Origin of the sequence: Photobacterium lutimaris, assembly GCF_003025555.1 — a bacterium.
GTDB lineage: Bacteria > Pseudomonadota > Gammaproteobacteria > Enterobacterales > Vibrionaceae > Photobacterium > Photobacterium lutimaris.
On sequence record NZ_PYMH01000002.1, the window covers coordinates 207,425 to 221,761 of the forward strand.

General features: G+C 45.5%; 12 protein-coding genes and 1 pseudogene. 7 read left to right on the top strand and 6 right to left on the bottom strand.

Annotation, left to right across the window (positions count from 1 at the left end):
* Positions 1 to 245 precede the first annotated feature (245 nt).
* On the bottom strand, positions 246 to 1,190 hold the full coding sequence (locus C9I99_RS06550) for a Gfo/Idh/MocA family protein (protein ID WP_107348073.1): 945 nt from the start codon (positions 1,188 to 1,190) through the stop codon (positions 246 to 248).
* A 105-nt stretch (positions 1,191 to 1,295) separates the two neighbouring features.
* Between C9I99_RS06550 and C9I99_RS06555 the strand changes: the two genes are divergently transcribed.
* Positions 1,296 to 2,048 (top strand): phosphatase PAP2 family protein, encoded by a 753-nt coding sequence (locus tag C9I99_RS06555; RefSeq protein WP_107348074.1) that lies wholly within the window; start codon positions 1,296 to 1,298, stop codon positions 2,046 to 2,048.
* Between the two features lie 124 nt (positions 2,049 to 2,172).
* Here C9I99_RS06555 and C9I99_RS06560 read toward each other — a convergent pair whose 3' ends face one another.
* Positions 2,173 to 2,529: a helix-turn-helix domain-containing protein gene (locus C9I99_RS06560; protein ID WP_107348075.1), complete on the bottom strand. Its 357-nt coding sequence runs from the start codon at positions 2,527 to 2,529 to the stop codon at positions 2,173 to 2,175.
* A gap of 272 nt (positions 2,530 to 2,801) precedes the next feature.
* Between C9I99_RS06560 and C9I99_RS06565 the strand changes: the two genes are divergently transcribed.
* Positions 2,802 to 3,182: a hypothetical protein gene (locus tag C9I99_RS06565; RefSeq protein ID WP_107348076.1), complete on the top strand. Its 381-nt coding sequence runs from the start codon at positions 2,802 to 2,804 to the stop codon at positions 3,180 to 3,182.
* 117 nt (positions 3,183 to 3,299) lie between these two features.
* Complete coding sequence (locus tag C9I99_RS06570) at positions 3,300 to 3,749, top strand: DUF411 domain-containing protein (RefSeq protein ID WP_107348077.1); 450 nt, start codon at positions 3,300 to 3,302, stop codon at positions 3,747 to 3,749.
* 69 nt (positions 3,750 to 3,818) lie between these two features.
* Here C9I99_RS06570 and C9I99_RS06575 read toward each other — a convergent pair whose 3' ends face one another.
* Entirely contained in the window at positions 3,819 to 4,781 is a 963-nt protein-coding gene (locus C9I99_RS06575; protein WP_107348078.1) for a hypothetical protein, read from the bottom strand.
* A 274-nt stretch (positions 4,782 to 5,055) separates the two neighbouring features.
* Here C9I99_RS06575 and C9I99_RS06580 point away from each other — a divergent pair, with 274 nt between their 5' ends.
* Positions 5,056 to 5,751 carry a DUF2786 domain-containing protein gene (locus C9I99_RS06580; RefSeq protein WP_107348079.1) on the top strand — a complete coding sequence of 232 codons (696 nt, stop codon included), beginning with the start codon at positions 5,056 to 5,058 and terminating at the stop codon, positions 5,749 to 5,751.
* Between the two features lie 212 nt (positions 5,752 to 5,963).
* On the top strand, positions 5,964 to 7,268 hold the full coding sequence (locus C9I99_RS06585) for an inosine/guanosine kinase (RefSeq protein ID WP_107348080.1): 1,305 nt from the start codon (positions 5,964 to 5,966) through the stop codon (positions 7,266 to 7,268).
* Positions 7,269 to 7,346: 78 nt separating this feature from the next.
* On the opposite strand, the gene C9I99_RS06590 is transcribed toward C9I99_RS06585, so the two are convergent.
* Positions 7,347 to 7,982 (bottom strand): LysE family translocator, encoded by a 636-nt coding sequence (locus C9I99_RS06590; RefSeq protein WP_107348081.1) that lies wholly within the window; start codon positions 7,980 to 7,982, stop codon positions 7,347 to 7,349.
* A gap of 48 nt (positions 7,983 to 8,030) precedes the next feature.
* On the bottom strand, positions 8,031 to 8,870 hold the full coding sequence (locus C9I99_RS06595) for a helix-turn-helix domain-containing protein (RefSeq protein WP_107348082.1): 840 nt from the start codon (positions 8,868 to 8,870) through the stop codon (positions 8,031 to 8,033).
* Between the two features lie 60 nt (positions 8,871 to 8,930).
* Here C9I99_RS06595 and C9I99_RS27760 point away from each other — a divergent pair.
* Positions 8,931 to 9,062: pseudogene (locus C9I99_RS27760) on the top strand (MFS transporter); the annotation flags it as partial.
* 219 nt (positions 9,063 to 9,281) lie between these two features.
* Here the strand turns inward: C9I99_RS27760 and hrpA are convergent.
* A complete protein-coding gene (gene hrpA / locus C9I99_RS06605; protein ID WP_107348083.1) occupies positions 9,282 to 13,196 on the bottom strand; it encodes an ATP-dependent RNA helicase HrpA in 3,915 nt (1,304 codons plus the stop codon).
* Between the two features lie 182 nt (positions 13,197 to 13,378).
* On the opposite strand from hrpA, the gene C9I99_RS06610 reads away from it, so the two are divergent.
* A complete protein-coding gene (locus C9I99_RS06610) occupies positions 13,379 to 13,912 on the top strand; it encodes an LA_2272 family surface repeat-containing protein (protein WP_107348084.1) in 534 nt (177 codons plus the stop codon).
* Positions 13,913 to 14,337: the final 425 nt, after the last annotated feature.

Below are 14,337 nucleotides of genomic sequence, written 5' to 3' on the forward strand. Positions count from 1 at the left end.
ACGCTGTGTGTGAGGGACGGCACTCTAGCAGCTCATCTCCCGACACACCAGTGAAATATTTCTTAATAATTTATAATTACAACTCAAGCACCTAGCTAAGAAAACAGGCACCCTATAAAAATAGTTAAACATTATAGGGAGTTATATCACTCGTTACTTTCTATGCAGCAATTGTTTTGAACACGAAATATTTTTTGTGATGCGGTTCAATAATACGACAAAATCGACACATTAAATTGCTTAAGTTACTCACCTCGTTTTACCTGGCTAACCAAGTACTCCGCTAACCGATGGCTATGGAGATTTCGCTGCGTGAAACACAGTGCCTGTTTGCCCGCACTGACCACCTCTAGCCAATGCTCAGCCATTGCGTGAAAGCCTTTGGTCGCCAGCATCGGTGTCCAGTCAGCAAGCTTTAAACGTTCTTCTGCATTGTGCCGCCAACAACTCCCCTCGGTGAAAGAATCAAACCGATAGCTGACATTTTCATAATTAGCAGAAACGGTTTCCACTGTCGCACCATGCTGTCGGTTCATAGATGCGTGAAACAACGCACCTTCTTGTTGCCACTGCACATCGAGACGCCCAAGTAATGGCTGCACTCCTGTTACGGTGGATTGGTAAGTAATATAAAGATCGTCCGGTTCAATGTTCGCATTCACGTTAATGCTATCAAGCGGGTGAATGAAATCATCAAACACGAAGGTTCGTATTTCACCGGGCAAATCATTGCGGTGTTTCTCCCAGCGCAATGACAATAGAGGGGCTGATGCCTGCGTTTTATCCGTTACTCCTGGAAGGTGCTGTTTATAAAGAGGGATATACCGACGGTTAAACCCCATAAACAAGGGCACTTGCTTACTTTCAGCAAGATCATATAGTCGCTCACACTGCTCGTAACTATCGGCAAGGGGTTTATCAACAAAAACCGGCAAACCCAGACGCAAAAAAAACGCCGCCAACGTTGGGTGAGAAGATGTGGCGCTATGGATCATCACCGCATCGATTCCGGCTTTGGCTAAATCCCGGTAGTCAGTATAAGTTTCAGTGACATGGTATTGCTTAGCGAGCTGTCGCAGCCGCTCTCGGTTGCGGGTACAGAACACCCATTCAACATTCGGCAACTGACTTAACACAGGTAAGTGCGCCTTTATTGCAATATCGCCTAATCCTATAAGGGCAATCTTCATTTCAATCCTTACTAAACTTAAACTAACTGTTTATGACACTTATTTTACTTTTTAATCCGTATAGTCTGCTAGAATTCCGTCTCCATTTTATGAAGTGTATTGATTATGTTCATCCGTCCATTCATTCAACAAAAGCGCCCTGGTCTTATCGCATTATTGCTGATGAGCTCTCTGTTATCTGGAGTTCTGTTTTTTTATTCTCAAGCAAACTTGAATGGGCCAGTCTCCGACCTTAGCGGTATGCTCTTTTCATTACTGACCCACTCTGCAGGTAACCCCGGGTTCTTAGTGACGGTCGGATTGTTCATGCTGATCCCTATCGCGCTTAAGCTTCCCCGTAAGACACTGGTGATGTTGGGCGTTCAATTTGCCCTACTGCTTGCATTGAGCTTTGTTGCTAAAACGGTAATGAAACATATTACTGAAGTTCCTCGGCCTTATACCTATCAACTACAAGCGTTGAACATTGTAGAGAGCCCACAAGCCTTTTATGCGCTAAGTGATATAGAAAAAGATGAAGTGGTTAAACAGGCAAGCGAAACTATCAGTCACTGGCGGATCGCCCACTGGCAAGGCGAAACAAACTACTCGCTGCCATCGGGTCACACGATTTTCACTGCTGTCTGTGTCGCATTCTGGGGGGGCTTTTTCCTAAGACGGCGTCAACTTATACCGGCTGGTATAATTATTGTCTGGGCTGTTGGTGTTGGGATCAGCCGTATTTGGCTGGGTATGCACTGGCCGACTGACCTCTTCGCATCAATCTTTGGTGCGGCTTGTTTATACCTTTGTATCCCAGAATGGGAGATGTCACCCGTAAAAAAGTTTGACAACCAGCCAGCACAACAAAGCAAATAGCCCCATTTGCTATGCAGGCCAAAGCTTTCATTGCCTTGGCCTGCCAAATAGGTATCACAGAAGAGCGGGCATCATAAAAGTTTTACACCCAGTGACTGTCAGTTATCTGGGCAAATAAAATGTATTAATGCACTTCAACGCTATGAACGTATTCAACAACCAGTTGATTACCGTCGTAACGTACATTCTTAATTTCACCGTCGACAATAAAGGTATTGGTCAGCGTCACCGAATTGGGCAGTTCTCCACCCATTTGGCGGCGAAGTGACGGTAGTGTCAGCAAAGGATCAACACCGATATAGTTACAAAACTGGTTAACAAAACGGTGCTCAAGTGGGACACTGCCGCGAAGGATATCTGAGAATACCAACTGACTGACGCCAAGACGCTTTGCCATTTCAATTTGGGTAACTCGCATCTTAGCCTTATAACTCATCCAGGTGTCGTGAAGAATCTGACGGTCTTGTTCAGTATATTGCATCATCGTTTCCTTGCGCACTGTGCCTGGCGCATTAGTATTTTTTCGTTGCACTTATTTAAGCCGATTCTTAAATCAGTTTTGTCAGAGAAAAGTAAGGCTTAACCGCTTTCAAAGCCGCGTCACATAAGGCTTGAACTCAGTTTCATTAAAAACAAAAGGGCGATCATAGACTTGTCATTTTTTGTCCAAACGATAGCCAGTCTTGTACTTGAGATTGTTCAATTGACTAAATGCTGGATATAATGTGCTTGTATGTTCGATTAAGGCTCTCTATGCGCTTACAAAAGATGGTTGCCAATGTTGTTATCTTCATTATGCTGTTTGTATCAGTGGCATTAAGTGCATCTGTATCGCCATATTCCTCAATAAACAATGATGACTGCAACACACCAATAGCGATATCTCATTGCTGCAGTCCTGTATCAACGAATGTAATTGTTTCCGATACCGGCAGCAGCTGTAGTCTCATAAAAGCAACCCCCACAGATAACTGTTGTAAAGACAACCAGTGCCATTCTGGGCAAATTCCTGTGGCCATACTTGCCGAGGAGCTTGTCGTGGTTCCCCTTGTTGGATCATATCGCTTCAAAGAAATTGAAGGTAGTCACCGACTCATTCAGCGGATCATCTTCCGCCCTCCTGTCATTGCTTAACTCTTGATGGTACCAATCCGCCACTTACTGGCACTCCCATTAAAAGGAGGCCGATACGTGGTTCGAATTAAGCACAAAACTCTTTATTTATAAAATGGCCTAATGGCAGGAATAACTATGAAAACGTCTTTAAAAGCCCTCATTGCAACCGTATTGTTCGCAACAAGCACAGGCTCACTGGCACAAGTGATCAAAGGCACCAACTACCAATCGCCTTACTGTGGCTGCTGCACGGAATGGGTAAAGCATATGGAAGATAATGGCTTCGAACTTGATGTCGTTTACAAAGAAAACATGACCCCAACCAAAATCGAACTCGGTATCCGACCTCAGTATGCATCTTGCCATACCGCAGAAATTGAAGGCTATTCGTTTGAAGGCCACGTCCCTGCAGAAGATATCCTGCGTTTTATCGAATCTAAACCAAAGCGCATGGTTGGCCTAGCGGTTCCGGGCATGCCAATGGGTTCTCCAGGTATGGAGTATAACGATCAAAAAGACCCGTATGAGGTGTTGGCCTTTGACGAAAATGGCCGAACTATGGTGTGGTCTCGCCAGAATCAATAAGATAGACTTTCTTTACAACAAAGGCGCCGCTTGGCGCCTTTTTGTTCGGTAGCGTAATGCGTTCTCTACCTATAACTTATCAAACCACGCCCGATTAGGGTCGTGATGCTCAGCCCACTCTGGCTCAAGCTCTCGCTGTTCAAGATATATTTGCATCGCTGTGAAGTACGTGAAAGCCGTTAACTCTGAATCGGCACCGAAGTGCTTAAAAAACGCATCTTCTTGCTCAGCTAATTGATTCAAATTCTGGATACCTTGCTTGAGTACCCATTGCGTCGCATGCACCGGAATCAACGTCCGATGCAAAATCAACTCGGCAATATCACCCACGTTCACATCAATACCCTTTGTGCTCTTTCGCTCAGGGAGTGTCAATGCTGCTTCTTCTGCCAATAACGCTTTCAAGCTATCAATACTTGCTGCACGCTCTGCAGTTGAATACCCGTACGTTGTTTTGGCGAAGCGAATAGCATAAGACAAGCGGTCGCGCCCTACGACTTCCACCACTTCGTCTAAATACTGCTGCGGAATGTTGTAAGACTTTGCCAGTTGCTCAACAGCATGGCTGAGGCTGGTGTAGTTTATGCCATCAAACTGAACATGGAAACTGGTGCTCAGGCTCGCAACGGGCAGCCCGTCGATAGTTAATGGCCACCCCTGGAAATTCACTCGCCCTTTGGCAATTTCAAACATGTTCCAGGCACTTTCACGAAATCCTTCAAGTGCCTTACCTTCAAATTCTGATTGCTCTAACTCTTCCTTGGTCCAGTTCACCCCTATTTGCAAGTGCTTTTGATATTTACGGTGAAGCTGCTCTTTCACCTTATCGCGCAACAGTTCTAAATCACTCGCTTTAATGGCTCTGCAAATGCCATAACATTCTTGGCAACTTGGCAGTAGTACGGGGAGCTTTTGGTGATCATAGTTAGGCGATGGTAAGAAGGCGTACGATTCAAAATAAGGTTCACCACAAAACCAGCAGGTGTGGCGATAATCGAAAGGTACATCAACGGATTGGTAGGTCGCTGTCATAGCAAAAATACCCAAATGAAAAACTGTGAATATTATGCGTGGCATACTAACAAGACACAAGACGGCGCATGCTCAACGGACTGAATAATCTCAGCGCAAACCACTCTTCTTGCTATGTCAAAATTTAGGTATAGCAAAACAAACAGACTCTTTAACGACGGTGGTACCCGACCATCCTCAAGCTAATAACTGCATAAACTATCTGCTTAAGAGAATTGTGCTGGCTTAGGGAAAACGTTAAAATGTGTGCCCTTTTCTATCATGGTGTACTCGAATGTCTGAACAAAAGCGAAAGGCGCTGAAAAAAATAGCGAAATGCCTCGAGCTGGGTAACTCTGCAAACGTCAATGAAGCCGCACAAGCCATTAGGATGGCGCATCGTTTGATGCTGAAATACGGCCTTGAACAAGATGACATCGAATTTATCAAGATGGGTAAAACCAAAACCAAGACCCTGCTTCCAGCCGACATCAGCCAGCAGATATTGAAGATCATCCGCGGCATCAACCGCCGCTTCGGGGTTGAATGTGTACTAACCAATCACAAAGGCCTCAAGCAGGCTGAGTTTATTGGTATGGCTGAAAGGGCTATCTTCGCCGCGTTTGCGTTTGACATCGTATACCGTGAAATGAACCAACAAACAGGTCAGTTCAGAAACAGTTTCCAAGGCACAGGCACCAGCAATGCGGAAGTCTCTCGCCGTGTCTCTTCCTTTCTTGCCGGTTGGCTTGAAGGGGCACTGGAAAAACTGCCAGAGCTCAACACCGATGATGACCATGATAAACGCATGTCGAACTTCATCGATAAAGAGTTTGAAAATATTGACCGTGAAACCTTCAAGAAACAGCTGCAGGAAGCGATGAGTGCCCTTACCGATGATTACGAAAAAGGGATGAAGAAAGGTCGTTCAATTTCAGTTAACCGCCCTGTTGCCGGCGAGAAAGCGTTTAAACCTAAATTGCTGTCATAACCAAACGCTTTAAAAGAAACAGCCCATATTGAGGCTGTTTTTTTGTTTGTAAAATAAGCATTTATACCTAGTGCGTCAAGGCAACGATTTCCCTCTGGGCAAAAAAACAGCAACCAACCCCAAAATGTCACCTTAACGTCATGAAGTGGGATGTAAATCCCATTTTTATGATACAATGAAACAAAATCCCCTTTAACCGATAGCCTTCAAACATGAAATTCCCTGGTCAGCGTAAATCCAAGCATTACTTTCCAGTCAATGCCCGCGATCCATTAGTAGCTCAAATCCAGCAAGAAAATCCGCTATCTCGTACTCACCTTGTTGGTGTTGGCCAAACGATTGTTGATATCGAAGCACGTATCGACGATGATTTTTTGGCTCGTCACAATCTAAGTAAAGGCCATTCACTTGTTCTTGAAGAAGATAAAGCTGAATTACTTTACCAAGAGCTCAAAGAACGCAATCTAATCAGTCATGAATACCCTGGTGATACCATTGGTAATACCCTTCATAACTATTCTGTTCTTGCTGATGACAAATCTATTCTTCTTGGCGTAATGAGCCAGGATCTAAAGATTGGATCTTACGCTTACCGCTATCTTTGTAATACTTCTAGCCGAATGGATTTAGATTTCTTACAACCGGTTGAAGGCCCTATTGGTCGCTGCTACACCCTTATCACCGAAGACGGTGAACGAACATTTGCGATCAATGAAGGGGAAATGAACCAGCTTAAACCAGAATTCGTGCCAGAGTGTGCATTTGAAAATGCTTCTGCGCTTGTTCTCTCTTCTTATTTGGTGCGTGGCAAGCCTGGCGACCCAATGAAAGAGTCGGCACTTAAAGCTATCGAGCATGCCAAGAAAAACCATGTACCTGTTGTGCTGACCCTAGGTACTAAATACGTTATTGAAGGCATGCAGGATTGGTGGATTGAATTCCTAAAAGAACACGTTACCTGTGTAGCAATGAACGAAGAGGAAGCTGAAGCGCTAACTGGCGAGAAAGACCCACTGATTGCAGCTGACAAAGCGCTTGAATGGGTAGATCTTGTTTTGTGTACGGCTGGTCCTGTCGGCCTTTACATGGCCGGTTATACCGATGAAGAGCTTAAGCGCGAATCAACACTACCTCTTCTTCCTGGCCGCATTGCTGATTTCAACAAGTACGAATTCAGCCGTCCGATGAAGAAAGACTCGTGTGAAAACCCAATCCGTGTTTACTCACACATTGCACCTTATCTTGGCGGCCCAGTGGAAATTAAAAACACCAACGGTGCCGGTGATGCAGCACTTTCTGCGCTGCTACATGACATGTCGGCCAACCGCTTCCACAAGGCAAACGTTCCAAACTCAGGCAAACATATTGGTGAGTTCTTAAGCTACTCCTCTTTTTCCCAGATCTGCCAATACTCAAACCGCGTCAGCTATGAAGTATTGACTCAGCACGCCCCGCGCCTATCTCGTGGCCTGCCAGAGCGTGAAGACTGCCTAGAAGAAGCGTACTGGGAGCGTTAATTACCGCCAGTTTAAAATAAAAAACGGAGCACTCGCTCCGTTTTTTATAGGTAACAAAAGCTGATACCCAGACCGTCACTATGACACATAGTCAATCAGCAAGGCGGCCCCAAAAAAAATGAGTACTCCCCCAGCTCCCCTTTCCACCCAGTGTAAACCGCGCTGCAGATAACGCTGTATTTGTGGCCAGCCAATCGTCGTGGCTACCACTAAATTCCACATTAAAACAGCAATGAACATCCACAGCCCACAAGACATCTGTTGGACCAGCGTCACTTCGCTACCGAGAATAACCGTCATAAGACTCATATAAAACAAAGCATTCTTGGGATTTAGGAGTGCTGAATTCAGGCCAAGTAACAATTGCGTTAACGCTGAAGGCATTCGCCCATGCTCAACGTCATGAAGAGATTCATATTTTTTACTCTTCAGTAATCTTGAGCCAATCCAAAATAGGTACATTGCTCCGAGCACTTCGATCACCGAAAAGAGCACCGGGTTTTCTCGAATACTTGTCCAGCCAATAATTGCAAATGCGATATAGACAGCATTACCCAACGCAATACCGAGACAAATATACCGGCTTCCTCGTAATTTATGCCTGATTGAGTGAGAGACAATAAGAAAAAAATCTTGGCCGGGACTTAACAATGCAATGAAGTGGGCAACGGCCAAAGCTGGGAATGCAGCAGGAAAAAAAGTTGTGATCAACATCCATATTTACCTCAAGTTAAATTTTCATCGAACTATAGGTAAATTCATCTACAAATTATTGTCGGAAATTAACACTCCCTTCTGGTATTGCCTTGGCGTAGACGCCGTGTAGTTAACAAAAGCACGGTGTAATTGGCTTTGATCCGAGAACCCTAGCTCGTTAGCAACATCGACAATACTCATACCATTCTTCAACAGCAACTTAGCCTTTTCGATACGGCTATTATTGACAAAAGATCTCGGCGTGATGCCAAACCGCCTTTTGAAGCTACGGATAAGAGATTCTTTAGGTCGCTCAAGCTGTTGGGCAATGTGACTGAGTGAAGTTGGTTCAGCAATATTCTCCAGCAAATAAGACCTTAACTCATAGGCCAATTCATCTTCATTGCTGCGAACCGCCAACGGTGAGCAATAACAACTCACGATATGGAATAACGCATGCTCTATTTCCGATACGGTCTGCTGTGATACTTGGCCGTACAGCCTTTCTATTAATGCAGTGAGAGCCGTTTCGCTGTATTGAGATGAGATGAGCGACTGGTGGCAAGTAAATTGAGTGACCTCATAACCATAAATTGTCGACAACATCTTACTGCACCATGCGCTATCGATATATAGCATATAGTAACTTCTAGCTATACCATTGACAGGATTACAAGCGTGTACCTTATTCGGCTCAATAAGAATGATATCTCCTTCTTGCAGAAGAATATCTTTATCACCCATCGCTATACAAGTCATGCCTGACTGAATAATTCCAATAGAGAGCTCTTCGTGGCTATGGGCTTTGTAGCCCTGGATACTATCAGAGGTGCTTCGAATGGTCAGATATGGAGTATGAATACTACTCCAAAACCTCTGGTTGATATCACGAACAGTATGTGCCACTAAGCTATATCCCTCTACTTACGTTGAAATATCCTATTTCATCGTCCTATTGATGGCAATGTTTCCACTCGCCCTGATTCCTTGATTCAAAACCTCGGCATCATTCAGCTGATTGTGGGTATCACTGGCGGGTTCCTGTGGTTGCTGGCAAGAAATCGCCCGTTCGTTACCAATAATTTGGTTAAAGATTAATAAATTATAATCTAATAAAACAGGCTAAGGTTTTCGCCTTAGCCTGTTTTTAGCCTAGGGTTAGTGTGACAAATACCGCAGCAATCGAAACGGCCACACCATGACGAAATGCACCCAATACTGTCGCTAATACTCCGCCAGTAATGAAGACAGATATCAGCATCTGGATGCAACCCAAAATTGGGTTGCTCTTATATTGATTCAATGAAATAGATTCACTCAACAATCATTAATCGCATTACGAACACGCTTATCCGATACCGGATAAGGCGTACCCAACTGCTGGGCAAAGTAACTCACACGAAGCTCTTCAATCATCCAGCGAATTTCTTTCACCTTCTCAGGGACAGGCTGGCCTTTCGGGATCTTATTCAGTAGCTCTTTATAATCAGAAACAACTGATTCGATCTTCAGAATATGCATGCGGTCTTTATTCGGGTCGATTGGCAGCTTCTCCATACGGCGCTCAATGGCTCGCATATAACGAAGAATATCAGGTAGTTTTTTCCAACCACATTCCGTCGCAAAGCCTTTGAAGATCAAGCTTTCAATTTGTGCCTTAATGTCAGACAGCGCAAAGGCCATCGATAGATCAACACGGCCTTTCAGCTTCTTGTTGATATTGAATGCTGTGGTTAGGATCTCTTCAACCTGCTTGGCGATATCCACTACCGTATCACCGAGCTCTCCACGTACATGCTCTTTCAACACTTCGAACGCTTCAGGTTGCCAAACAATGCCGCCCTTTTCATCGATCAATTTATCGATACCACAAGCGATACAGTCATCAATCAAGTCCATCACTCGCCCGTAAGGGTTGAAGTACAGGCCCAGCTTCGACTTGTTCGGCAAGTTAGCATGCAGGTATTTAATCGGTGACGGTACATTGAGCAGTACCAATCGGCGTTGACCTTGCTGCATCGCCGTACGCTGCTCTTCTTCGGTCTCAAACAGTTTGATACCAACCGAGTCTTTGTTATCAACGATTGCAGGGTAAGCTTTCACTTCAAAACCGCCGCGTTTTTGCTGATAGCGCTCAGGTAACTGTCCAAAGCTCCAGGTCTTCAGGCCTTCCTGCTCGATATCATCATCAGCCACTTTCGATAGCGTTTCTTGCACCTTCTCTTTCAAACCGTCTTTCAAGCTGTAGAGATCTTTGCTCTCACGCAGCTTACGGTTGCGATGATCCACAACACGATAAGTGATCTTCAAATGATCCGGCACCTGCTCCAGGTTCCAGTCTTCACGCAATACTGTCACACCAGAAATACGCTTGAGCTCTTTTTCCATCGAATCAAGCAGCGGCATGGCCATCGCCTCTGCGCGGGACAAGAACGCATCGGCATAGTTCGGCGCAGGTACAAAGTTGCGACGTACCGGTTTTGGTAACGATTTAATTAGCGACACCACCAACTCTTGACGCAAGCCTGGGATCTGCCAGTCAAAACCATCGGGCTCAACCTGATTAAGGATTGGCAATGGTACGTGCACCGTTACACCGTCACTGTCTTCGCCTGGCTCAAATTGGTAGCTCAACTTAAGCTTCAAGTTACCTTGATGCCAAAAGTTCGGATAGTCCAAATCGGTAACATGGCTAGCATCACCTTTGAACAGCATTTCACGTTCAAAGTTAAGCAGCTCTGCATTTTCACGTGAAGCTTTCTTCCACCAAGCATCGAAATGACGGCCAGATACCACCGTGTGTTCAATGCGCTGATCATAAAAATTGAACAGCTCATCATCGTCGATCAATATATCGCGGCGGCGAGACTTGTGCTCGAGCTCTTCAACTTCACGCAACAGCTTGCGGTTCTGCTGATAGAACTTGTGCTTGGTGTCCCAATCCCCCTCGACCAACGCCGAGCGGATAAACAGTTCACGCGATATCACCGGATCAATTTGGCCGTAATTGACTTTCCGCTTGGCAACAACCGGAATACCATAAATCGTCACTTTTTCGAAGGCAGCGACAGATGCCTGCTTCTTCTCCCAGTGAGGTTCACTGTAACTACGTTTCAGCAAGTGTTCTGCTAGCGGTTCCACCCATTCAGGCTGGATCTTAGCCGCAATACGGCCCCATAAGCGTGATGTTTCCACCAACTCGGCGACCATAACCCACTTCGGCTGCTTCTTGAAAATGCCTGAGCCTGGGAAGATATTGAAGCGTGCATTACGGGCCCCTTGGTATTCATTCTTCTCCTGATCTTTTAGACCAATATGAGAAAGCATACCGGCAAGAATTGCAGTATGAATGCCCTGGTAGCTTGCTTCTTGTTCATTGATTCGGAACTCAAGCTCTTTGACAACTTGGCTAACTTGGAAGTAGATATCCTGCCACTCACGCACACGCATATAGTTGAGGTAATCTTTCTTACACTGGCGGCGGAACTGATTACCGGACAGCGCTTTTTGCTGCTCTTGGATATAATCCCACAGGTTAACAAACGTCACGAAGTCTGATTCTTTATCATTGAATCGACGGTGCTTTTCATCTGACGCTTGTTTTTTATCCGATGGTCGCTCACGCGGGTCTTGAATAGACAGTGCACAAGCAATGATCATCACTTCACGCAATGAACCGTTCTTAGGCGCTTCCAACACCATACGAGCAAGCCGTGGGTCAATAGGCAAACGGGCTAACTGGCGACCAATCACTGACAAGCGCTTACGCGGATCTTTTGCCTTGGGATTAATCGCACCCAGTTCTTCTAGCAAGCGGATACCATCTTGGATATTGCGGTTATCCGGTGCCTCGACAAACGGGAAAGCTTGGATATCACCAAGACCAATCGCTGTCATCTGCAAAATAACAGATGCTAGGTTGGTACGCAGAATTTCTGGGTCAGTAAACTCAGGGCGAGACAGGAAGTCTTCTTCCGAGTACAGGCGAATACAGATACCTTCTGCCACACGACCACAACGACCTTTACGCTGGTTTGCACTCGCTTGTGAAACCGGCTCGATAGGAAGACGCTGTACTTTAGTTCGATAGCTATAACGACTGATACGCGCAGTACCTGGGTCGATAACATATCGGATACCCGGAACCGTCAATGAGGTTTCAGCCACGTTAGTCGACAGTACGATACGGCGGCCAGCATGAGACTGGAACACGCGGTTCTGCTCTCCAGCCGACAATCGCGCGTAGAGAGGTAATATCTCGGTGTCGCGCAAGTTTCGCTTCTCTAGCGCATCGGCGGTATCACGGATTTCCCGTTCACCATTCATGAAGATCAGGATGTCACCCAAACCTTCATCGCAAAGCTCATCAACCGCGTCGAAAATTGCTTGAAGCTGATCGCGGTCGTTATCTTCGCTGTCTTCCGATACCGGGCGATAGCGTACATCTACCGGATAAGTACGGCCTGATACTTCAATGATCGGCGCATTGAAGAAGTGCTTGGAGAAGCGCTCAGGGTCAATGGTTGCCGATGTAATAATGACTTTTAAATCAGGGCGTTTTGGCAGCAATTCACGCAAGTAACCCATGATAAAATCGATATTAAGGCTACGTTCGTGGGCCTCATCGATAATGATGGTGTCATATTGGCTCAAGAAGCGATCGTTTTGTATCTCGGCCAGCAAGATACCGTCGGTCATTAGCTTGACCTGACTACGATCCGAGACTTTATCGTTGAATCGAACCTTATAACCAACATACGAGCCCAATTCACATTGAAGCTCTTCAGCAATACGGCTGGCTACCGAACGCGCTGCCAAACGGCGTGGCTGAGTGTGGCCGATCATGCCCTTGGTACCAAGGCCTAGCTCCAAACAGATTTTGGGAAGCTGGGTTGTTTTACCCGAACCGGTTTCACCGGCAACAATCACGACTTGGTTGTTCTTGATCGCTTCGGCAATTTGGTCTTTTTTCTGGCTAACCGGCAACAACTCTGGATAAGAGATTCGCGGGCGCTGGGTAGTACGCATGTGAACGGTTTGCATCGACTTGGCAATGTCTAATGCAATTTCATCAAACACGGCATGCCTTGCCGGCTCTTTTTTGATTCTGGCCGCACCTTGCACGCGCTTGTGCAAACGAAACTGATCGCGAATCATGCAATCTTTAATCGCGGCTTTAAGTGTTTTTTCGTTGTTTAAAACGTTAGCCTGAGGAGTATTCGACTGAGTCAATGGAATTCCTGATATTTCAGCTGGGTATTTCACAAAATTGCACGAATTCTACCACAAATCTGTTGATTTGCGGCATAGGAGAATCACAGCCCAAAATTGAGAGATTTTGTGTGACATAATTTGCAGCAGAATTATGTCTTCAGGTATTATTTTGTCGCAACTTCATACATAGAGTAAAAATAATGAAAAAAACACTAGTTAGCCTTGCGCTTGCAGCTGTGATGGCATCACCTGCTTTTGCTAACCAACCTGTACAGCTATCTGTTCCTGGCAACAACCTGCCTGATGGTAACGTTCACGGTTTCCGCGCATCACTTCTATATGGACAAACGCCATCGGTAACTGGTTTCCAGCTTCCTATGCTAGGTTTGGCTGAATCTCAAACGTTCAAGGGCCTAAGCTTTGGTATCCTGTTTGGTGCCAACCGTGTTACTGGTGATTCTACAGGTGTTAAATTCGGTCTAGCTAACTGGAACGACAACACAGCAACAGGTGCAGATTTTGGTTTTGCCAACTACACGGGCAGCCAGTTCACTGGCCTTCAGTTCGGTGCGCTTAACTACGCAGGGAGCCTAAACGGTCTTCAGTTTGGTTTCATCAACGCCACAGATCGCATCGAGAAAGGTGTTCAGATTGGTCTAATCAACTACGACAAATCCGGTACCTTTATCAGCAAAGATATCCCAGTATTCCCGATTATTAACGCCCGTTTCTAATCACCAATACTGAAAAATGATTGTAGTCTGGAGCCAAGTCTCCAGACTACTATTTCTCTTTCTTCAGTCTTAACGGCACATTCTCTCCGACCCTCCTTGTTGAACAACTGCTGACTAAACATCCAACTAAACAGCGCGCAAGGAACTCCAAGCCGCTCTAAAGAGTCATATACCCAAGTAACTTCAAGCTGAAAGTATCAGAGCTTCATCATGGTGTTCAGTTCAAGGAAAATAACCGAATGGAATAGGCGCCTATTTCGAGGTGATTTGACACAGGAATGGACACCTTGATGAGCTCCCGAAGGGCGAGATTACTTGGCCACGAGATATTCAAAGAGTTATTTTGCCAGAACTCAGTCATTCTCGCTGAGCTAAGCAGCGTGAAGTTACTTGGGTATATACTTAATAGAAATGAAACCTGAGGC